Genomic DNA, 22,415 nt, shown 5'->3' on the forward strand with positions numbered 1-22,415 from the left:
CCAAGATGCCGAATTGAGGGTTTAGATTAACCGCGTAACTTTACCAACGCCCCCTGTTTTCAGCAAGCAGACGAGTGTGATAGCTTTCAAGTAATAACGGCCCCAACCGGTTTTTGCGCCTTATCTGACGCTTTTTTAAACGTTTGGTATCGTTTCGATAACAAAACCTGCAAAAATCGTCATCTCTCACAGGTACACTGAGCTATGGATCCAGTCACCAACAAGCCATTACTCAATCAGCCATCGCTAAACCAGCAAGTCAGGAACCTGCTTGAAGAAAACGGTTTGGCCTATGAGATCATCGACCACGACCTTGCTCCTACCTGCGATCATAGTGCCCGGCATCGGGGCACGTCGCTAACCATTGGCGGCAAATCGCTACTGTTCAAAAGTAAGCGCGGATTCAGCATGTTTGTCATATCAGCAGCATGTAGGATCAATTCGAACCGGGTACGCAAGATACTGCAGACTCAGAAGGTCAGGTTCGCCTCAGATGAGGAGCTAATGGCTGTAGCAGGCGTGGAAAAAGGGGCGCTGCCACCTTTTGGTGGCAAACTGCTGGAATGCGAACTGTTTATCGACGAAACCATCTTTGCCAATCAAAAAATCGCCTTTACCTGTGGCTCCCTGACTCAGTCGGTGGTCATGAACGTCAGTGACTATTTGACACTGGTAGACGGCGTGCGAGTAGACTGCTGCCACCCGCCAGAAACAAAAGACTAATTAGAACCCGTTTCACGCCAGTAGATCACACGATCATTCCCCCTGAAGCGACCAAAGTAACCTTCAGCCACCGGTGGATCGCTGATACCCGTGCCATCACAGGTGGTCAGGTTGGCTGCACAGTCCCACTCAAACCGCAGGAATTGCAGGTCGCTCAAGTCAAACCGGATTTCAGCTCTACCCTCATGGCCCTCGCCCGGTGCCGACAAGGTGAACTGCAGTTGCCCTTCGTCGACGGGGCGCAAAAAACTGGCATCCGTCTGACCCGAGCCATCATATAGCGGGATATTATCCAATTGCCCCTGCGGTTCGCTGTTCAGGGTGACCCTGTTGATCGGGATTTGCGTACAGAGATCATCTGTTTCAGTGACAAAACGGGTACCATCAAACGATTCGATCTGAATAGGCATCGCAAGCGCCTGCAGTTCAGAGCCATAGGCATTTCCTGTGGCTAACCTGCCATACCGTAGTTCCAGAAGGGTGCCGATGCCACGACTGGTACAGCTATCTTCAGCACTGCAATCATCCGTCGTGGTTGCGTTTTGATCCAGAAGGTCAAAATTAACGTCATCCTGTTCACTGGAAACCAAAAGACTTAACTGCAGTTCTGAGAAAGGTCCATCCACAATGCCTGACTCTCGGCTGAAGTTGGCATCGCTCACAGCGAGTGTATATTCCCCCTCCAGCCACTCTGCGAGAACATTCTGCAACCGCAGCCCCAAATCAGTACCACTGTTCGCATCTTCCGCTGCGAGTACGAGCTCTCCGACGTTATAACCGATCGAATGATCATAATTGAGAGTGATGCTGCGCTCACTGCTCGCATTCACAGCGGTGACCTGGTATTCGACAGTCAGCGCATCATCATCCATGTAAGTAAAGCTGGGCCCACAAGTGGCATTGCTGCTATTGCCATGACCTGTTGCTGAGGAAACCAATTCAAATGTAAACGGATAAAAGCGCCCAATATCCGGCTGCGAACCAGAGTCTAATGACAGCCTGTTATCTGGGTAAAGCCATTCATCAGTCAGCACGGCCAAGCGAATACTGCCGACTTCGGCATAAGTCAGCCCATTGATATTGGCAATGCCTTTATCTCCCACCTGATCAAAAACTCTGGAAGAGATCACTGTCGCTCCTACTGGTGCCCAACCAGGCGGTGGCGTAATCCTGTCTGAATGATAAAGCACCCCAACCACTCCACCATTAGCCACGGCAGGCGTTGTCATTTCTGGGGTCAATGCAATATCAACGCTATAGGAAGGCGTCACCGTCGCTCTGTCGACAGCCACCGCTTTAATGTTGACATTAAATGGAGCTCCAGCAGGCACAAAACCCTCACCCGAGCTGGCAGTACCTTCAGGGTTCAGCTTGTCCGTATCAGCATTATCGACAACTGATTCGATCACCAACGCTGCCGGACTAAACAGGATTTCGCTACTTCCCTGAATAATCTCATCAGCGCCATCAGGATCACTTGGCGGTCCACCAACATCAAACTCATCTCGCGCATGGATTGATATGGATCCCGCATCCCAATATACAAGGTCTGACAGTGTCGCGACTCCCCCGTTGAAAACAGCCGACACGTTTGTCGGGTCATCAGGGTCAATGGACAAGTCACTACCACCAATTTTCAGGTACCGCTGGTCGTCTACAGCCGGAACCGGTGTGATATAACTCTGCCACATCTCCAGGGACTTGTTACCCGCATAATCCACAATCGGCTGGCAGCCGGGCAAGGTTGGGTCTTCACCTACGGCAGTCAAAACCAAACTGAAGCTCTGTCCCGCTAGTTGATTGGGTTTACTCCAACTGGGTTCCTGCCATGGTGTGACCTCGGCAATAAAACCCTTCGCCCGAAAAGTAATATCCACACTATTACTGCTTAAACCGTCGGCCACGGTCACGGTGACTGTTTCTTGAATATTGTTATAAAGTCCCAAGGTCACATTGCCACCATCACTGGCAACGAAGCTGTAGCGGGCGTCACCATTACCGAGGTCCTGCAAAGTGCCATCAGCATCAACTTTGGACCAAACTCCGGTATCTGAGCTTGTCGAGATCTGAACATCACCAAGAAAACCGGTGACCGGCACACTGTTTTGATAAACAGCGATACCAATGTCATGCACTTTACAGGTGAGTGCATCAACTGAAGTGGTGATCACATAGTCGTAAATGGGTGCCGTATTGTCCGGGTAACTCAGAGCCAGATAGCCGACATCTTCGCCATAATGACTGCGCTCGCGATCCTCTGATTGATCCTCGTCGTTCACAAAACTCGCTGAACGGGCGAAGTTCTGACAACGGCGCAGCCAGCCACCATCACCACCGTTACGCGTATTGCGATTGGCGATCAAAACTGGCGGGTCTATGTAGTTGTTTACGTGTGTGTTGAGGTACTCGCACTGAGTATCCAGATCTCTTGTACGGTTACCAGCGGAGTGGGTTAATCCCCGGCCAAATTCATAAAGAATCGTTTCATTATTCTGTTGAAAACTGCCGCTACCAGTTCCTGCCAGGTAAGCAATAGTTTCGGAGGTCGATGGCCTATTATCCCACCCGCTGGAACGCCCTGGCATCTCTGACATCTCAATTGAGAACTCGGCGCTACTCGTCGACACATTCCTGATTGCCGTAGTTTTCCAGAGGTCTGGATTATTGTTAGTTTGGATCTGCCCTAACAACGCCGGAGTGGAGCCAAAGACCGCGGAGAAGTTAACATCTTCCCACCCGCCTTTACCTGTACCGTTCGCGGAGCGACGCCCCTGGTACTTTGCCGTATCAACGGTGCCAGCTTCAAACTCGCCCCCCCCAGGCATCTGAACTCGCCCTGGCAGGGTTACAAAGTAATCCACCTCTACCATCGCCTTACTTCCGGGCTCGTTACTGTAGCGATTAGGCGGATCCAGCTGAACAAGGTCAAACCCAGTGGCCGTAATGTTCCGGACAGCAACGGTTGCGGGACCATCCTCTTCCGCATCGGGATAGACAATAGTTGGCATAACGAAAACTAACGGCGACTGGCCCAAATAATCATTGGTTAACGTGACAGAGCCATTGCCGTTGTTCATTGTCACGCGGCCCCACTCGTAAGTGGGGGGAGGACAGCGCTCAAACACCGAATCCGGCACGATGCTAAAGCTGTCTTCGCTAGGGGGTGACCACATAAGGCGGTAAACAGCCTCTCCCCCACCCTGCTCGTGACGATACTCAATGGTGTGGTAACCCGCTTCCAACCCGACTGCGGCTTGATAAGTAGTACAGTAATTACAATCACTGTGGGCGCCATACCATCCGGTGACCACCTCACCATCAATCAGGATCTCGACAGCATCATCACCGTCAACGGCAAATTTATACTGACCCGTTTCAGTCACATTGATGTAGCCGATAAACCGGCTTAGGAAATCATCTGGCCCAGCATGGGGATTGCCTGAACCATCTATCACCGCAACAACACTACTGCCCTGCTCTGTTCCCAAGCGACCATAACTATCAACTTGCTGCTGAAAAGCAACGGCGTCCGCAGGTGAACCGACAGACTTGTCAAAGGTGTAGAAGTCTAACCCCGCGACAGGAGCAGGACACTCGGGTGTAATTGGAGGCTTGGTCTCATAACAGGTAGAGAGCTGTGCATTGGGTACAATAACAAAGTTGCTACCATTCGCTATCTGGGTGGGTGTACGCCAATACAGGTAGAAGTACTCTTCTCCGCTTCGCTCATGATGACGAAACTCTAGGGTATGAAAGCCCTGTTGAAGGCCTATCTCGGCTTCAAACCTGGGTCCACCCGCTCGCGAGTGAGGGCCGTACCAGCCGGTCACCACCTGGCCATCGATAAGAACTTCGACGGCATCATCACCATCAAGAGCAATTTCATATATGCCGTCTTCCGGTGCTTCGATATAACCGATAAAGGTGCTGAGATAAAAGTCTTGCTGGCTACCGTGGGGATTAATATCGGTACCACCGAAGTTAATGTCATCGATGACGGAGCTGCCAATCAGGTAAGTGTCATTGGCAAACCCATCAATAACTTGCTGAAAGGTGGCAGCGTCTTCAGGGGAGCGAGAGGTACTCCAACTCTGTGTGTTGTGGGTTGTCCACTCAACACCCGCTCCCAAGGTTTCGCCTATCGGACATGTTCTGTCGACCGGAGGTAGCAAAACTGGAGAATCACCACACACAGGATAAAAATCGATACCACTGACATCTTCGCCATTAATATCACCATTATTCATCACAACATTCATCGCATTGACAGCGCCATTTAACTCACTGCCGTTGTTCATCACGAACTGATTGTCAGCAAACAAAGTGGCCCACACCCTGCCGTCATTGAGTCTCGTTGTTTCCCCTGAATAAAACAGCATTTTTTTCGGATCGCCGTTATTGTTAATCCGACCGTTACCGCTATTCACTTCAAAGTGGTCGCGAACCATCACGGTCGCTACATTGTTACTATTGATTAGCTCAACTCGACCATCATTCAAGGTGAAGTTACCGTTGACCCATACGGTGCTACTATGCAGTCTCAGGCGAGAACTGTTGTTATTAATCTGTATCCAACCAACCTTGTATTCACTGTGCTGCGACGAAAACTCAACCCTGCCACCATTTAGTTGAATATTGCCAAACTCGTTGCCACTGTATGCCCCCTCACCCAGTATGATGGTGTCGCCATTATTAGCCTGAATAAACCGATTACTACCCGTGGTTTGAAAGCTAAAACTGTCTCTATTTGGCGCAGGGGAGCCGGTCACAGTGCAGACATCTGGGCCTGGAATACTGCGACAAGAGTTGTTTGGAAGTGGGTTTGGCGTACTATTGACGAATGGTAAAACACCATCAGCACTGTTAGATATCTGGGAGTTGTTATACATGGTCAATCGGCCACTGCTGCTCCATGACTGCGCTGGTTTCGCAAAAATGTCATCGCAACTTGCCGCCCAACTGACCTTTGATATAAACAACGTGAGCGAAATCAGAAACAAAGGTAAACGGGCATTCATAATGACTTCGCCTCAACTTCAACCTGGCGGCTAATCACCAACGCAGTACTACCTCCGCCCACTGTGCAGGTGGCGGTACTGATGATGTGGTAATAAGTTATCCCCTGATGTTTCAGGTCCGCGCACTGAACCTCAACAACGCTGCAGTTTTCCAGCCCTTCAACACCAGAAAGATTAAGTGCCGGAAAGATCGTGCTCGATGAAAAATCATCATCTGTAACAGAGGTCAGCTGCCCATCACAATGCAGATCTGCAGCACCAGGCGTGAACAGGGTAGCCAAACCCGCCTCTGCCCCTGCCTGTGCGGCCTGCATGGCACGAACGCCATACACTTCATAAGTCACACTCTCAGATGATGAACCCAAAATTCGCGTCATCGCACCACCAAGAATCACCAACACAATAACGATAAACAGTGCCAACAACAGCGCACTGCCGTGCTGTCTTTTTAACGGCGACCGCTTCGAACTAAGGAACATTGGGCACCTGCACTTCATGGTTGTAAGCCAAGGTTTCTCCATCATCAGGTCGGGAGAGCTTTAAGCGAATAATGACCAACGCATTGCGATTCTGGTTCGCACCGGCGTAACGAAAAACAGGCTCAACCAGCAGGTTGTTACTGATCTGGTTCGCCATTAACGCCCCGCCTGCACCAAATACCTGCTGGTTTGTGTTGTAACCGTAACCTGTGTGCAAATAGAGTTGACCGCCTCTAACACAGTAGCTGATTGGCTGAGCAGCCAGATAAAAACGATTGGTAGGAGAATCCGCGGCAAACTGAGTAGCAGATCCAAACTCCAATTGCTCTAAGTCATCCTCACCGGGCACACTATTGATCGCTGTCACCTGGTAGCGACGAGCGCTGCTTGCGTCATAAACATGATCTGTCTGCAGAGGATACACCAGCATCTGATCGCCACTGCTGAAGCTATAGCTTTTGATTGATATTGCCTGTGCTGTTGTGGCTGACACGGTCACTGGCAATGCGGTATAGCTGGAACTGCCTCTGAGTGGCAGCAGCTCCATACACTGAACGGTTTCTGTGCCGCTGATACCACTGGTGACCCGCACACTGTTCGGGACGGCAGCCCGCACATCACGAGTCATGCGTTCCAGCGCAAACCGACTTTCACTCAGCAGCTGCTCTCGTGCGGCGACGTCGACATATATTTCACTACCGACTTCGATGAAACGCGTAATGCTTACCGACACGATCCCAAGTAACAGAATCGTCACGATCATTTCTATCAATGTAATACCGCGAGCTTTCTTTAACCTATAGCAGGCCATCAGTAGTTCCCCCGATAACCCGAAAAATCAATCTGTTCGCCAGAGGGGAGTGTCACTCGAATAGAAACCCGTTTTGCAGCGCGGTTATTGGCAAACCCCAGCGCATTTCCGTCATAAGCTACCAGCACTTGAACCCGGTAGTTGTGATAAAAGTCGACCAGAGGCTCGCCTAAAGCATTTTCAATTTCATCTCCGGATTGGTCCAGGCAGTGGTAATCATCCACATCATCATAGTTAACGCGATTATTGGCACCCTCTTCGGTGGCACTGGAGATAGTACTTGAGGGACATCGGGGAATAGTATCAATGCAAGGGATAAACACGCCGCTGGGGCCTGCTTCGTCACAACGATAACTCCCTGACGGGTTGTTGGTGCAATCCAAATCTGAGCGCACATCACCAGTATGGTTTGAGCACTCATCAAATTTCTTGGTCAGGATCTCATTGAGCAGGCTATGACCCAACTCAGATGCGCGAACCTGATGGAAGGGATCGACACTCCGCTCTGCCTGAGGAAACAGTAACGTCGTCATCAAAGTCAGGGCGATAGCCAGCACTACAATGCCAACAATAACCTCTATCAGGGTAAAGCCACGAGCAGCAGAGAAACCACGACCTGAATTAGAGGTGTTAGCAGGCATGCACATACCCCTCTGACTCGATACAGATATTTAGTACTACTTCGCCACTAACTCGGACCTGACATCCTCCCGAGCAGGCACCAATCGGTCGGCCCAGGCCATCAAAACGAATATCCAATGGCAAAGTCGCCAAAGCTAGGAAACTAACACGATCATTATCAGTGAGATCTGCGCTCCGATTTGGCTCTAGCACGTCGTCAAAATACTCATCGGAATAGCTCTGCGAAGCAGTACACGGGTTACTATCTGGTACACCGTAGCGCTTTGCTTCGAGCAAGAGTTGATGACAGGTTTCAGTACGGTGATTCATGGCGTTGTACTGCACCAAACGTAAGCTGGCCAACAGACGATCTCGGTAGGTATATTCTTCAAAGCCACCACGGCCAAAAAACTTGCCGACCACCACAACCGACAGGATCCCAACCAGAATTAACACGGTGATTAGCTCTACCAGAGTAAAGCCCCGCTCCGTTCGCTGCATCACAGGCAACAAATAACACCTAACAAATTGAGTTAATTAACTTAAATAGCATAGATGGGATTTAGAAGGCTTGACCCCTTCCACAAAGGCAATAAAAAAGGCGCCTGAGGCGCCTTTTTTATACCAAACCAGAAATTAACAACCAGTAACTTCAGGTGTTATGACTGGTCTGCTGTTTTCATCAACAGCTTCAACATAGCGAACTTGGCATTCAGTATCATCAAGTGGATCGACGGCAGCCGTGTTACGCAGAGTAATAATGACGGTATTGGCAACACTTTCATCTGCATCCCACTCTCGATCATCATTGGCAAAGTCAATCTCCAGCACTTTACCCAAATCCACTGCTGTTGCTTCCGGATAACCATAAACTACGTTGACTTCATTCAGATTGGCTGCTGCACATGTTGCAGCAGCCTGATCACCGGCCAACGCTAGGCAATCAGAATCTGCTTTTTCCAAACCGGCAATTGCAGATTTGCTATAAGTCAGGGTTGATGCACCTTCCAACGCTGCTTTCATCCCCTGAATGGTAGATGCACGAGCATCACCCTGCAGATCGATAAATTTAGGTGCCGCGGTTACAGCTAGGATACCCAGGATGATGATCACCACCACCAACTCAATCAGCGTAAAGCCTTTTTGATTTCTCATTTTGTTACCTCAGAATTTCAATCAATTAGTTATTGATGTTGATGGTTACACGACCCGTTGCAGGGAAGTATTGGAAGTTATTGCCAACAGTGTTATCTCCAGGCGACACGAAGAGACCGTTGCCGTCTTTATCTAATGTGGTCACAAGGAAATAGCTACAGAACGTATCATTTGCGTTGGTATTTTTAGTAGAAAAGTACCTAAATGCATTCTTGTTGTCTGTATTATTCAGGTCTGTCAGGCTATCGGTGATCGTAGGTGGGTTTTGTAAAATCCCATCCCAGACCTGCAAACAATCAGCTGAAGCAACGTCTGCTTGAGGGCTAGTCGCCAAGGGGTAGCCTGGAGATACGGCCTCAAAAACTTCCTCTGTCAGATAAACTCGGGTACCGTCATACCAAATTGAGTTTACATTGTTCTCTGTTGGGCGACCTTCTGCTTCCCACTGCGCACGCACCAGCGACACACCAGTGGCAAATCCGCCTGCGATCCCTTCGATATTGGCGGCCTCAGCTTCATCCGTAACATTTAGGAACTTGGGTAAGGCGGTCACTGCCAGAATACCCAGAATAATCACGACGATAACTAACTCAATCAGTGAGAAGCCGCGTTGTTGTTTCATCATACTTAACCTGTCAACTTCAGTTAAAAATTTAGGATCACTACAGCCCTAATATAAGAGCCATATCAGCTATTTGCCCAGCATTTCATTGCCATTTTGTTGGATCGCTCTTAATTTTTCTGCTCGTTGTGACAATGTGCCATGACGTAAATCAACATCGAAATACACTTCATCACTCAGCAGGTAACGGCAATATTCGCTTTCCAACCGTTTATCTACCATCGCCAGCGCTGTAATCGGGCGCTTATTGACCAACATAGGTTTGTCTAACATCAAGCGCCACAAAGCCTGGCAGTTATAGCTTCCGTGAGGGGTTCTAAGGTCTGGAATGCCCAAACTCCCCATCTTTACCAGCATTCCCTTCAATTCAGTCTGCGCTGGTCGCCCATGAATGTTCCATTGGGTACGAACCATGTTCAGATGCACCAGAAACAGATTCGTTAACTGGTGAAACTGAGCGCTATCCACCTCTTCCTGCGTATCCTCCTGACTCCGAAGCAGGACAGCAGCAAAAATCATTACAACTGCCAGCGCGGGCAGAAAGTAAATCAGCTTGCGCTCGGTTTCCAACTGTCGATTTTCAGAGCCCGTCATCGTCCTTGATTAACCTCCCTTAATGGCACTCATCATGTCCCACATAGGCAGGTAGATGCCCAGTGCCAGAATAATCACCATGACAGCGACAACGATGATTAAAATGGGTTCAATACGCGCGGTAATAGATTTCAAATCGTAATCCACTTCCCGCTCGTAATATTCAGCAACCTCAAGCAGCAAGTCATCAACCTGGCCGGTCTCCTCACCCACAGCAATCATCTGCATCACCAGTGGGGTAAACAGGTCAGACGCATTCGCTGTGCGCAGCAAACTTTCACCACGCTCAATACCTCGCCGCATATCGAGGATCTTTTGTCCCATAAACTCGTTATCGACCGCATCAGCAACTAAGTTTAGGGCTTGTGTCAGCGGTACACCGGATTGCAGCATCAAGGCAAAGCTTCGAGCGTAACGGGCTAACGTCGAGCGATTAATAATGTCCCCTACGATCGGCATTCGCAGTTTGAACTTATCCCAGCGCCAATGCCCTTTCGGTGTGCGCTTCCAATACATAAAGCCGCTAATAATGCCGATCAGCCCCAGCAACAAAGCCCACCAGTAATTGACAAAGAAATTGCTGGTAGCAATCAACACTTTGGTGGCCCAGGGTAGATCCGCACCAAACTGCTTAAACATGTCAGCGAACGCCGGGATCACCATGATGTTCAGGATCACCATGGCAACCACAATGAAACCAACCACCATCATAGGGTAACGAAGCGCAGTCTTAATCCGTTTGCGGGTTTCAATTTCCAGCTCCAGATAACCTGAAAGCTGCAAAAACGCCTCCTCCAGACGCCCTGTGTTTTCCCCAACATGCACAATGGCAACAAACAGGCGATTGAATATTTTGGGGTGCTGACTCAGGGCGGTGGAAATAGTACGGCCACCTTCCAGTTCTTGGGCAACCTCTGCCAATGCTTCTTTTAATGCTTTTGAGCTGGCGGTTTGGGAAAGCCCTTGAATAGCCCGAAGAATAGGTACACCGGCCTTAGCCAGTGAATACATTTGGCGCGTGAACAAAGAAAGTTCATCCAAGCCAACACGATTAGGTAGCAGATCTCGAATATCAAAATCTTCACCACCTGCAGCCGCGCTACTGGCTGAAACCTGTAACGGGATCACCTGCCGCTGTGCCAACAGGTCCGCAGCCGCATTGGCAGAAGCGGCGTCAATCACGCCTTTAACTTCCTTACCACTGTTATCTCTTCCTCGATATTCAAAGGTTGGCATAGGCGGTTACTCTTCCATAACTTCGGAAGGCTGGGTTTTAACGGCCTCGGGGATGTGTTCGACATGCTCGGCCAGACGTAGCACCTCTTCCACCGTAGTAATACCACTAAAAGCGTAATCCAACGCGGCTTCAGCCAATGGCTTAAACCCTCGGCTACGTTTAGCCGCTTGCGAAAAGGCTTCAGGGTCATTTAGTCGCAGGGCAGCCATCATGGCATCATCCAGTTCCAACAACTCAAACACACCGATACGGCCTTTATAGCCAGTGTAGTTACATGACTGACAGCCAACGCCTTTGTGAAATACCTTATCTGTCAGTGAGTAACCACAAATGCTCTCCAACCAAACTTTTTCACTGTCAGTCAGGTCGTGGGGCTTACCACAGTTTTCGCAGATACGTCTTACCAGACGTTGAGCCACAACAGCTCGAAGTGCTGACGCGACCAAGTAGCCAGCAGCCCCCATATCAATCAAGCGCAGAGCAGATGTCACTGCGTCATTGGTATGCAGAGTGGTTAGCACCAAGTGCCCGGTCAATGCGCCACGCAGGCCAATCTCAACAGTTTCATGATCACGCATCTCACCAACCATGATGATGTCGGGGTCCTGACGAAGTGTTGTTCTTAAGATCTGGGAAAAGGTAAGGTCAATCTTGCTGTTTACCTGTACCTGATTAATACGCGGCAAACGGTATTCCACCGGGTCTTCGACCGTAATGATCTTTTTGCCCGGCTCATTCAATTCACTCAAAGCGCCATAAAGCGTGGTTGTTTTACCGCTACCGGTTGGGCCTGTTACCAACACCATGCCATGGGGGCGTTTAAGCTGCACTCGTAAGCGATGTAACAGATCATCCGGTAATCCCGTTTGCTCCATGGTCAGAATACCTGCCGACTGGTCCAGCAAACGCATCACCACAGATTCACCATGTTGCACCGGCATGGTAGATACACGCACATCAATCGAGTGGCCGCGAACCTTGATATTGAAACGACCATCCTGAGGCAGGCGCTTCTCGGAAATATCCAGACCCGCCATCAACTTCAAACGTAATACGAGTGCTGATGCAATGCGCGATTCTTCGAGTATGTTTTCCTGCAAAATCCCATCGACACGCTGCCTGATGCGCAGCGCATTTTCATCAGGCTCCAGATGCACATCGGAAGCTCGCACCTGTACAGCATCTTCAAAGATAGATTGCAGCAAGCGGGCAACGGTAGAGCCTTCGCCCTCTTCATCATCGTCACTACCACCTAACGAAAACTCTTCCGTTTGGGAATATTCTTCCCCCAACTGGTTCGCAAACGACGCGATCTCGGCGGTTCGACGATACAGCTGGTCATACGCTTCAAATAGCTGCGACTCTTTAACCACAGCCAGATCCAGCGGTTTTTTCAGCAACATGGCCAGCGCATCTTGCGCATTTAGATCCGCCGGGTCACTCATGCCCACCAGCAGACTGGCACCTTTATCCTGCAATACCAGCGCGCGGTGTCTGCGCGCATGCACTTCAGGCAGCAGCTGCGCTATTTTGGGATCCAAGCGCAACGTCTGTAGGTCGATAAAAGGAATATTCAGCTGTTGAGAGAGAAACTGGAGCAGCTGCTCTTCTGTTACATGTCCCAATTCAATCAGGGTCGCCCCTAGTTTTCGGCCGCCACTGCGCTGGGCCTGAAGGGCTTGGGTAAGCTGCTCCTCGGTGATGATGGACTCATGCACCATCAAATCCCCAAGTCGCATGCGTAACTTAGCCTGCGCCATTACTGCCCCCCAATCTGTTCAATTCGTTGTTTCGCATAGCTCATTGCGGCATCTGAAACACCGCCAATCACTACCGCTTGCTGATACGCATTTAACGCCGATGCATAATCGGCTTTGGCGTCTGCAGCAATGCCCCAGCCGAGCCACCAACGGCCATGATTTGGTTGATACACTGCCAAACGCTGATAGCTGTCTGCGGCTGCATCATAGTCTTTCAGTTGCTGCGCTAGCGCACCTCTAAGTGCATGAAAATCTGTCTCTTCCGCTGGTGGCATCGGACCTTTGTTCAAAAAGGCCAGTGCCTGACGTTCATTTTTTCCCTGCTGGTAAATACGCGCCAACATCAATCTGAATTCGGCATTCGCTGGTTCCAGCTTTACACCTTTGTTTAACAGAGCAACCGCTTTTCCTGTATTGCGCTGACCGTAGTACAAGCTGGCCAACTTAGCTCTCGCATCATGCATATCTGGTTTAATCGCCAGAGATTCATGGAGTAGCTTTTGTGCTTGCTCGATCTTGCCTTCATCGGCCCGCTCTATTGCTTTATTGTACTTGGCAAGTGCTAACTCCGATTGTGATAGCTGAACTTCTTTAATCGCTACTTTCTTTACGGCGGGTTTCACTTCTTGCATTTCCGCTACCAGCGGAACGCCTTCCTGCTGCGATTTAATCAGGGGCTTGGCTTCTTGTTTAACGGTGATAGGAGTTAACGCAGATTCACCTGAATCTGCGGAAGGGGACGGCTTTGGCGGTGCCGGTTGCGCTTCGGGTTTTGCCAACTCAAGCGTTGGCGCTGGTTTCGCCATGTCGACTTTGACCGGTGCTTGCGGTACCCGCTGTTGCGCGATGCGGGACAGTTTCTCGGCCGGTCCCGCAAGGTCGGCCGGTTCAGCAGATTTAACTTCTATCGCGTCACTTGGTTCGGCTGATACGGGTTGTGGCTTTGCGCCTGCTTCAGCACCTGTGCCTGAGGCCAACACTGAATCACCCACAATCCCCTTGCCTGGATTTGCAGGATGTGAGGACGACAAATAGTAGGCCAGGACCAAGCCAGCCAACACAAGCGCGCCCGCAGCAACTCCCATCACCATGAGAGCTGGAGATTTAGATTTAGCCGGCTTAACGAGAGGCGTTTGTGGTGCTGGCGTCGGTTTCTTATCGCCATCACGCTGCTCAAGATCCTTGAGCATTTGATTAATCACACTCACAACAAGCCCCTCAACCCAAACTGCCAGGCAAGCAGGACAGCACACCCAGAAACGGCAGCAACGCCAAACCATGACCAGATCATCAGACGACTCCGTGTTGCATCATCCGTATCCTCTATCGCCAATCGCACATCGTTTCTGGTCAGTTGATGGCGTCCCTGACCATAGGCCAGGATCAACGCTTTGTGTGTTAGTACATTGACCAATCTGGGGATGCCTCGGCTCCCCCTGTGTATCGCTTTTGCTACCGGCATACTGATTAACTCTGGCAATTGACTGCCAGCCACCTTGAGTCGATAGCTGATGTATTGAAACACTTCATCTGCGTTTAGCGCCCTCAGGTCGTAAGAGAAGGTAATACGCTGTCGAAGCTGACGCAGTGCATCACCTGATAACCGAGCATTAAGCTCAGGCTGGCCAAACAACACCACCTGCAATAATTTACGTCGCTCGGTTTCCAGGTTCGTAAACAGGCGCAGTGCTTCTAAGCTTTCTTCTGGCAAAGCCTGTGCTTCATCCAGAATCAACACAACGGAATGCCCTTTCTGGTGTAACTGCAGTAACTTGTCCTGGATCCGTTGAGTGAGCTGCTGTTGATCCGGTTTACCCGTCGTACGAACACCTAGCTCCGTTGCCACGGCGAAACGTAGCTCTTCGGGATTCATGTAAGGGTTAGGAATATACGCAGTAACGAAGTGGTTAGGCAGGTCGTTGAGCAGCTTTCGACATATCAGGGTTTTACCTGTACCAACCTCGCCTACGACTTTAATAAAGCCCTCGCCAGTTTTTAATGCTGTTAGCAAGGTTGCCAGCGCCTCTTGATGCGCTGGCAAACCGAAGAAGAACTCCGTATTCGGAGTTAGAGTGAAAGGCAGCTCACGCAACCCAAAGTGATACAGGTACATGATGTCAGAACGCTTTCTCCGCGTCGTCTACCTCTGGATACCAGCGCTTCAACAGCTCGGCTGAACGTTCCAGTTCCTTGTTCCAGCTACCACGCTCAATCAGGGTCGGTTTAATCAGGATAACCAGCTCAGATTTACTTTCAAACTCACGCTTGTTGGTAAAAAATTCACCCATGAATGGAATATCTCCCAGCAGAGGGACTTTGGAATCCGTATAACCAATCATCGACTTCATCAAACCACCAATAACAACGACATCACCGCTGTGGGCTTTGATAATGGTGTCTGTTTCGCGAATATCGCTCACCGCCAAAGGCAGGTCGATGGTGTCGGAACCGAAAGTGATCACCTTGCTCTCTTCTGCTACATCCGTGATCGCCGGATGCACATGCAGCAACACACCGCCATCCTGATCGATCTGCGGCGTTACATCCAGAGAGATCCCACTGAAGAATGGAGTCAGTTCAATGTCTGGCGTAGTGGATGTAGCCGTACCTGTCACCGTGGTTGTCGAAACGTCGGTCACAAAGTATTCGTCGGTACCCACCTTAATCAGCGCTTTCTGGTTGTTCGACGCAGAAATTCGGGGGCTGGACAGCACATTGACTTCACCCTGAGTCGACAACAGCGATATCACACCATTGAAATCACTGTTGGAGAAACTCAGATTGACTATACCGCCCAAACCCGTGGTGATCTCGTTACCCAACGTAGGTGCTGTCGTAGTGAAGTTGAAATCGGTACTGCCAATATGGCTGACTGCTCTCTGCCAGTTAATACCCTGCTGGTAATCATCATTGAGTGTGACTTCAATAATCTTGGCTTCCAGCAGCACCTGGCGCTGCAGGGTTTGTTCTGACTTCTTGAGGTACTCGCTAACTTTACGCAGTTCATCGGGATAGGCGTGAACAGTTACCAGGCCCGATTGCGGGCTGACAATGACCTTGCGGCCACTACCGTCACCGATCAAGGTATTGAGTATCGTATCCAACTCCAGCCAATAGTCGGTTTCGCTGCGAGTTTTAATCTGGGTGCCACTGAGTCCTTCGCCACTACCACTGCCGGAACCAGTGCCACTTGAGCCACTGGAGCTATCGCCAAAATCACCGCCGCTGGAACTGTTGTTGCTACTATCACTTTCGCTCAAACGTGTTGTGAGGATGGTGGTTCGGGACTCGCCATCCCGCTTCATAAACAGATAGTTGAGTGAGAAGGTTTCGGTACGCATGCCCGCAGGAAATACATTCAGCACATTGCCGGTACGACGCAGATCGTAACCGTAGATTTCCGAGACCACATCTAGGGTCTCCATCAGGGTCACCTGCTTAAGTTGCAGCGTGATTTCGCCGGTGACCTGAGGATGGATTGCCACGCTGTACTTGGTACCTTCAACCAGGCTGGCAAAAAACTGACGAGATGAAACACCATCGGCACTGATATCAAACCGGCGCTCGTTCAATATTGCTTCGCCTGCTTTGGTTGGCTGCGCTGGCGCCGCAGGCATCAGTTCGGCCATCACATCGGCAGGTGGCGCCGTCACTTCAGCCAAAGGCTGCTGATTAGCGGCATTGATCTCTATGGCATCTTGCAGTGCTTGCTTCTGTGCGGCAGGTTCAGTCTTGGGGGTTGTCTCGCACCCCAGTAATCCAGCCATGACACACAAGGCAACAACACTTCGTTTCATCAACATGCTTACATTCCTATTTCGACGTCTGTTTCACCGACTTGAACAGCGTCAATTGAACTCGTTTTTCACCGCGGATCAGCTCGACCTGATTGGTGCTTATTTTGCCCACGGTGTAGCCACGGATTTTTTCGCCGCGGCGTAATTGTTTTCCACTAATAATCGCTAAGCTCTCCGAGCCATTAACGATCACCTGCTGCAACACCAGATTAGTTGCCGCGCCGGCTTGTCCGGAACCGCCAGCGGTCGAGGTCAGACGCCCTGGTGGTCGAGTGGGATCTTTCAATGGTGTGGCCGCCATCAAAGGCAATGCGACCAATATCCACAATGGCAGGATCCATCGTTTCATCTTAACTTCCCATAAAGGTTCGGCTGGTACTCAAGGTAAACAGCTCAAGCTCGAGCTCGGCCTTGGGATAACTCTCTACACCGTAATCAAAGCGCTTCCAGTAGAAACGGGTATCCAAACCCTCCACTGCACCGATAAAGCGCATCAAGTCGAAGTATCTACCCTCTACCTTCAGCACAATGCCATGCTGATACAGGTTGATCTGCTGCCCTGACTCATCAACCAGATCCAACATTGGCTGAGGCGCCTTGGAGTTGAGAGCCAACACGCGAACGCCCTTGGCTTTGGATAGCACTTCTTCCAGCACTTCTGCCATACGATAAGCGGGTACCAGATCTGTGGTTTGCGACTGTAACTGCTTATCAACTTCAGCAATCGCCTTTTCCGCTTCAGCAATTTCCTGTTCAAGCAGCTTGTTCAGGTCTTTCCGCAGACGAGCCTGTAGATCGGCAATTTGTGCTTGCAACTGACTTTGCTCAGATGCGGTTTTATAGATGGCGCTTTGGGTCTTCTTAAGATCCAAATAGAGCGGATCAACAAACAGGCTGTAGCCGCCAAACAGCACCAATACCAATCCTGATACAAATATCAGCAAACGTTCCCGCATCGACAGCGCATGATACTTAGCATTTAAAGCCTGCCATCTACTCATCTGCGGTCTCCGTCAAGCTGCTAAGCGTGAAAACTAAACGTTGGTTTTCGTCGCGGCTCATCGAGAGCGAACTGAATCCCGCTTGCTGCAAGCGCTCTCCATGTTGGAACTGCTGCACCCAACGAGGCACGGCATGCGAAGCGCGGGTAAAACCCGATAACGCTAGCTGGGTTTCACTCGCCCTGATACCATTCAGCCAGATGTCATCGTCGTGGTATTTGGACAGTTCCAACATTAACTGACTGAACCCCTGATTTTTCAAAGGCGCTCGGTTCTGCAGTTCAGCCAACAGCTGCTTCTTCACTTTCAGCTCGGCTTGAGTTTGGTCCTTACGTCGAGTCAGCGCCGCAGAAGGTTGTCTCGCTTGCAGCTCTCGGGTTAGATCTGCGACCTGCTGATTCAATTGCTTGTTAGTCATGCGCGCCATGTTGAGCTGATAACGTGCATTGCTGAGGGAGCTACTCAGCCAAAACGCAGCGACGGTTATCAGCAAAACAGCGATAGCCCATGAGGTCATAACCATAGGCAGAGAGAGCGATTCTTTTTGTGGCCTCAAGCTCTCAACGTAGAGGTTAATCTGTTGCTTCATCAGCTGGCCCCTTCTGAAGCAATAATGCCTGCAAGCCCTAACAAACCTGACGAATCCAGATTTGCAGAAACGGCCGCTTCAGGCTCAAAAGATGACACAGGAATAAAGAAGTTGGCGGACAGTAGTTCAATAATCAGCTCTGAATGAGCGCCCGGCAGTGACACCAATATCTGCTTCACAGGCGGTTGACGTAGCTGACTCTCGAAATAATCCAACGAGCGCTGTGCTTCCAGGCTCAAATTATCCACCACACCAGTACGCAACTCTTCTGGTGTCATTGTCGCCAGCAGGTCATAACCTCGAACCCGGCGTGAAAAGTAAAGCATGCCCTGTTTAACGATCACCAACAGCAGCTCTTCATTTTCTTGCTGAATAACCAACAACTGGGCTTCATCTATCACCGGAAACAGTTTTGGCAGATTTAACTCATCTACGCATACATTGCTCAGTGGCAATTTGGCACTATGAAGTACGTCCACCATGGGTTTAAGCACACTGGTATCGGCGCACACGACATTGATCTTATCGGCACCTGCAGGCTGTACCGGCAACTCAAAATAATCCAACGCCATCTGATCTGGGGGGATAGGAACAAGATCCTTGATAGCCCATGATAGCGCTTGGGCCAGTTCAGACTCATCAACCCTGGGTCGGTCGACTTGAACAATGTGATAATGCTTTGGGCCCAGGGTAATTTGGCAATCGGAAGCATTGGCAGGAAGAGCCTCCGCGCTGCTATGAAGCGCCGCGTCAAAATCCTGCTCCGCTGAGAGGCTTAAGCGCTCCGCAGAAATAGTACTGGGTGCGCCGGCATGATAGCGACATAGGGTAAGAGTGTCGTTTCCAACTCTTACACCAATGCGCTCTCCAGACGCTTTGCGGCCAAAAAGACGACCGAGCGGCATGTAAATCTCCCGTTGTAAGCCTCTGTAGGGCTTTTAGATGAGGTTACAGTTTTCACCGTATCGTTTAGGATTATCGCTGAAAAGGCTCTGTTATCAATAAACCAAAACTCTAAACTGTTGTCTCTGTGGCAAAAATTGACGAACTTCTAATAAAAATGCGAGCTCTCAAGCACTCCTCCCCACTTCAGGAGCTCTCTCTGCCTGTCTGTCGCCGACATAATGTGCGCTTGTTTATAAAGCGTGATGACCTACTGCACCCGCAGATTTCCGGCAATAAATGGAGAAAACTGAAGTTCACCTTACTCAAAGCAGCATCCGAAAGTCGGGAGCAAATTGTTAGTTTTGGTGGCGCTTTCTCCAATCATATTGCCGCACTGGCGGCCGCTGGTAGCGCATACGGGTTTAAAACCACAGGCATTATTCGAGGCGAAGCGGATCCTGATAATCCGACCCTGAGATGGGCGCAACAACAGGGGATGGAACTGAAATTTGTCGATCGCTCCATCTACCGCCAGCGTCACGACTCTGAATACCTCACCAAACTGCATTCAGAATTTCCCAAGGCGCTGATTGTGCCAGAGGGCGGCACTTCAAAAGATGCCCTGGCAGGCGTGGGGGAGTTATTGGATGAGATCCACGCTCAGATGGACATGCCAATCGATAGCTTGGTGACGGCAGTAGGATCAGGAGGCACCTTGGCCGGACTTATTGCCAAAGATCAAAGCAACCTCCAGCTCCTGGGAGTGCCCGTCGTCAAAGACGCCAGCCTGGAAAGTAAAATCCGGGGCCTATTGGAAGGAATAGAGCGAGAAAATGATGAGAATTGGAAGCTTATGATCGAGCCTTCCTGGGGAGGATACGGAAAAGTACCAGCGCATCTTGCTACCGAACTAAACTCGCTGGCAGAGCAACTGGAAGTCCCCTTGGAGCCGGTATACACAGGCAAAGCCTTTTTGACCATGCTGGCAGCCATTGAAAGCCAAACCATCCCGTCAGGCAGTCGGGTTGTTTTTCTTCACACAGGTGGCCTGCAAGGTTTAAAAGGGCTGGCCTATCGAAATATTTTTCATACACCAGCCCAGTGGCTAAAAGGCCTACCAGAAGATCTATCTGCTGAACTTAATGCATTAAGAAAAATGGCCTAAAAAGATAAACCAGCACAGAAATCAGTGCCCTTCGGTGCATTCAGCAACACGTTCCAGCGATTCAGAAAAATAGTGCCCCTGGCCACCAAAGACACCCAGATTCTTCAACGTTCGCCACTCGGCATCGGTCTCGACACCCAGCGCAAAGATATTGACCTGATGCTCGCCAATTGCGCTAGAGAGGCTGCGAACAAACAGCTGATTTTCAGGTCGATTCTGTATCTCTCGTACCACGCTGTGGTCCAGTTTTAGGTAATCAACACTAAGGTCATTGATATACTGGCTGCCCACAACGGTTTGCCCCACCCTATCCACCAACAACTGGCAGCCTGTAGACTGGATCTGTCTGAGTGGCTCCCGGATTTCAGCCTGATGATGAGTAACATGATATTCAGCGATCTCGATGATCATGCGATGGGCAAGTTTGGGGTGCGACTTAAGGGTATCCACCAACCAGCTCATGAATTCCTTGTTGAGCAGAGAATCGCAGGACAAGTTAACACTGCAACGTTCAGTATCCGCCTTTTCGTACTCGAGCAACTTAATCAGCTGTTCGATGATGATTCGGTCAATCTTTGGCAACAGGCCACAGCGAGATGCCATCGGTAGAAACACTCCCGCATTGACCAGTTGGCCCTTGTCATCTCGCACTCGCGTCAATACTTCGTGGTGATGAATGCGGCTGCCAGATGCGGTCACGGCACTTTGAGTAAACATGACAAAGGTGCGACGTGATATCGCATTCTCCAATAATGCACGCCAGCGAACCGAACCCAGCGCCTGCCCTCGTTCAATCACACCATGGTCATACATATACCAGCAGCTCGGTCCCTGAAGCTGGGCGGCACGCAACGCCATATCAGCCTCTGACAGCACCTGATACGCTTCATCACCCGGGATAAAGTTGGCCACGCCAATATGAAAGAAGCAATCACGATCCACAAAGTCGGGTAATGCCAGCCGCCTGAAGCCTCGAAGCATTTTGTTGGCCAGATCATCAACCTCACGGGGCATCAGGTTTGGTACCAGCGCGGCAAAGTCAGCCGATGAGCGACGCGCGATCACCGCATCGGTACAACTGGACAGCAGCTGACTTAAAATATCACTGAACTCTGCGACCAGCTCCGCCACCTGGTGCTCATCCAATCTCTCTTTGACCAGATCCAGTTCCTGCAGCTGCACCAAATACACCACGCCGGTGCTATTGCTCTCACCGTCTTTCAGTGCAGCCTCTAAGCGGTTGTCGAAGAAACGACGATTACCGAAACCCGACTCCATATCGGTAAAAGTACTGTCACGGATAAACTGATCAAAGCGGGAGCGCTCCTGCTGCGCCTGTTGGATCTGAGACACAAGCATATCCAGGGCCTGGCTGACCACTTCAGGGGATTCGTTCTGCTGCTTACTGACCAATTCACCATTCATCAAGGCCTTGGCACGTTTTTCCATGCAAACAAGACCACTGAGTTGTGCATCCAGCGCTTGCCTCTGACGATAGAGCAATCCTGCGCCAGCCAATAAAAACAGCATGATCAGTCCACCAAATGGCGAACTCAGAACAACAACGACCGGGTGGCGAAACCAAATTGACAGTGTCAAAGCCTGCTCCGCCTGAACAACCATTCGAGATTCACTAGGCCAGATCGTCTGCACTGACGAAGGAGAAAAGCGCGCTTTAACCTCTCCATTCTGTTTGAGTTCAACAGCAATTAACTCAGGTGTAAGCGCCAAAAAATCCAACACGTTTTGTTGTTGCAAACTGCGCTGCAGCGTATCGGCGTCGCTGCCCAAAAGAACCTTAATTGATGAGGCTTGCTCAGCTTGCACTGCCGAGCGCTGCCAAACCAAGGCGATACTCGTAAGCAACAAAAACAGCGCCATAGCACCTCCGAGAAGGCGGGCTTGATTACGTTTTATTGCCTGTAACACGTCCATCTGTATTCCTTTACTGCTTTCAG

Annotated in this window: 20 protein-coding genes; 2 read left to right on the forward strand and 18 right to left on the reverse strand. The window is 50.3% G+C overall.

Going from position 1 to position 22,415, the window contains the following annotated elements:
* Positions 1–204 precede the first annotated feature (204 nt).
* On the forward strand, positions 205–723 hold the full coding sequence (locus ABEA14_RS17250) for a YbaK/EbsC family protein (RefSeq protein ID WP_345341737.1): 519 nt from the start codon (positions 205–207) through the stop codon (positions 721–723).
* Here the strand turns inward: ABEA14_RS17250 and ABEA14_RS17255 are convergent.
* The 17 genes from ABEA14_RS17255 to pilM all read right to left on the reverse strand — a co-directional run bounded on the left by ABEA14_RS17255 (position 720) and on the right by pilM (position 19,312).
* Positions 720–5,741, reverse strand: a complete 5,022-nt coding sequence (locus tag ABEA14_RS17255; RefSeq protein WP_345341739.1) for a DUF6701 domain-containing protein — start codon at positions 5,739–5,741, stop codon at positions 720–722. The two genes, ABEA14_RS17250 and ABEA14_RS17255, sit on opposite strands and share 4 nt — an antisense overlap.
* Entirely contained in the window at positions 5,738–6,220 is a 483-nt protein-coding gene (locus tag ABEA14_RS17260) for a hypothetical protein (protein WP_345341741.1), read from the reverse strand. Before ABEA14_RS17260 ends, ABEA14_RS17255 begins: the two co-directional genes overlap by 4 nt.
* Complete coding sequence (locus ABEA14_RS17265; RefSeq protein ID WP_345341743.1) at positions 6,210–7,031, reverse strand: PilW family protein; 822 nt, start codon at positions 7,029–7,031, stop codon at positions 6,210–6,212. The genes ABEA14_RS17260 and ABEA14_RS17265 overlap by 11 nt, the downstream gene beginning before the upstream one ends.
* A complete protein-coding gene (locus ABEA14_RS17270; protein ID WP_345341745.1) occupies positions 7,031–7,672 on the reverse strand; it encodes a type IV pilus modification PilV family protein in 642 nt (213 codons plus the stop codon). Before ABEA14_RS17270 ends, ABEA14_RS17265 begins: the two co-directional genes overlap by 1 nt.
* Positions 7,662–8,153, reverse strand: coding sequence for a pilus assembly FimT family protein (locus ABEA14_RS17275; RefSeq protein WP_345341816.1), 492 nt, complete (start codon positions 8,151–8,153; stop codon positions 7,662–7,664). The genes ABEA14_RS17270 and ABEA14_RS17275 overlap by 11 nt, the downstream gene beginning before the upstream one ends.
* 135 nt (positions 8,154–8,288) lie before the next feature.
* Complete coding sequence (locus ABEA14_RS17280; RefSeq protein WP_345341747.1) at positions 8,289–8,807, reverse strand: type II secretion system protein; 519 nt, start codon at positions 8,805–8,807, stop codon at positions 8,289–8,291.
* Between the two features lie 25 nt (positions 8,808–8,832).
* On the reverse strand, positions 8,833–9,429 hold the full coding sequence (locus ABEA14_RS17285; RefSeq protein WP_345341749.1) for a type II secretion system protein: 597 nt from the start codon (positions 9,427–9,429) through the stop codon (positions 8,833–8,835).
* A gap of 69 nt (positions 9,430–9,498) precedes the next feature.
* The gene (locus ABEA14_RS17290; protein ID WP_345341751.1) at positions 9,499–10,023 is read right to left on the reverse strand and encodes a hypothetical protein; all 525 of its coding nucleotides are present in this window, start codon (positions 10,021–10,023) and stop codon (positions 9,499–9,501) included.
* Positions 10,024–10,032: 9 nt separating this feature from the next.
* Positions 10,033–11,259, reverse strand: coding sequence for a type II secretion system F family protein (locus ABEA14_RS17295; RefSeq protein WP_345341753.1), 1,227 nt, complete (start codon positions 11,257–11,259; stop codon positions 10,033–10,035).
* Positions 11,260–11,265: 6 nt separating this feature from the next.
* Positions 11,266–13,020, reverse strand: coding sequence for a GspE/PulE family protein (locus ABEA14_RS17300; RefSeq protein ID WP_345341755.1), 1,755 nt, complete (start codon positions 13,018–13,020; stop codon positions 11,266–11,268).
* Positions 13,020–14,228, reverse strand: coding sequence for a tetratricopeptide repeat protein (locus ABEA14_RS17305; protein WP_345341757.1), 1,209 nt, complete (start codon positions 14,226–14,228; stop codon positions 13,020–13,022). Before ABEA14_RS17305 ends, ABEA14_RS17300 begins: the two co-directional genes overlap by 1 nt.
* Positions 14,225–15,133 carry an ExeA family protein gene (locus tag ABEA14_RS17310; RefSeq protein ID WP_345341760.1) on the reverse strand — a complete coding sequence of 303 codons (909 nt, stop codon included), beginning with the start codon at positions 15,131–15,133 and terminating at the stop codon, positions 14,225–14,227. Before ABEA14_RS17310 ends, ABEA14_RS17305 begins: the two co-directional genes overlap by 4 nt.
* 4 nt (positions 15,134–15,137) lie before the next feature.
* Positions 15,138–16,823, reverse strand: a complete 1,686-nt coding sequence (gene mshL / locus ABEA14_RS17315; protein WP_345341762.1) for a pilus (MSHA type) biogenesis protein MshL — start codon at positions 16,821–16,823, stop codon at positions 15,138–15,140.
* Between the two features lie 10 nt (positions 16,824–16,833).
* On the reverse strand, positions 16,834–17,166 hold the full coding sequence (locus ABEA14_RS17320) for a hypothetical protein (RefSeq protein WP_345341764.1): 333 nt from the start codon (positions 17,164–17,166) through the stop codon (positions 16,834–16,836).
* 1 nt (position 17,167) lies between these two features.
* Entirely contained in the window at positions 17,168–17,818 is a 651-nt protein-coding gene (gspM, locus tag ABEA14_RS17325; protein ID WP_345341766.1) for a type II secretion system protein GspM, read from the reverse strand.
* Complete coding sequence (locus ABEA14_RS17330) at positions 17,811–18,407, reverse strand: PilN domain-containing protein (RefSeq protein ID WP_345341768.1); 597 nt, start codon at positions 18,405–18,407, stop codon at positions 17,811–17,813. The genes gspM and ABEA14_RS17330 overlap by 8 nt, the downstream gene beginning before the upstream one ends.
* Positions 18,407–19,312, reverse strand: a complete 906-nt coding sequence (gene pilM / locus ABEA14_RS17335; protein WP_345341770.1) for a type IV pilus biogenesis protein PilM — start codon at positions 19,310–19,312, stop codon at positions 18,407–18,409. Before pilM ends, ABEA14_RS17330 begins: the two co-directional genes overlap by 1 nt.
* 155 nt (positions 19,313–19,467) lie before the next feature.
* On the opposite strand from pilM, the gene ABEA14_RS17340 reads away from it, so the two are divergent.
* A complete protein-coding gene (locus ABEA14_RS17340) occupies positions 19,468–20,457 on the forward strand; it encodes a 1-aminocyclopropane-1-carboxylate deaminase/D-cysteine desulfhydrase (protein ID WP_345341772.1) in 990 nt (329 codons plus the stop codon).
* Between the two features lie 21 nt (positions 20,458–20,478).
* Here the strand turns inward: ABEA14_RS17340 and ABEA14_RS17345 are convergent, their stop codons facing one another.
* Complete coding sequence (locus tag ABEA14_RS17345) at positions 20,479–22,392, reverse strand: EAL domain-containing protein (RefSeq protein WP_345341774.1); 1,914 nt, start codon at positions 22,390–22,392, stop codon at positions 20,479–20,481.
* Positions 22,393–22,415 lie beyond the last annotated feature (23 nt).

Origin of the sequence: Corallincola platygyrae (genome assembly GCF_039544265.1) — a bacterium.
Taxonomy (GTDB): domain Bacteria; phylum Pseudomonadota; class Gammaproteobacteria; order Enterobacterales; family Neiellaceae; genus Corallincola; species Corallincola platygyrae.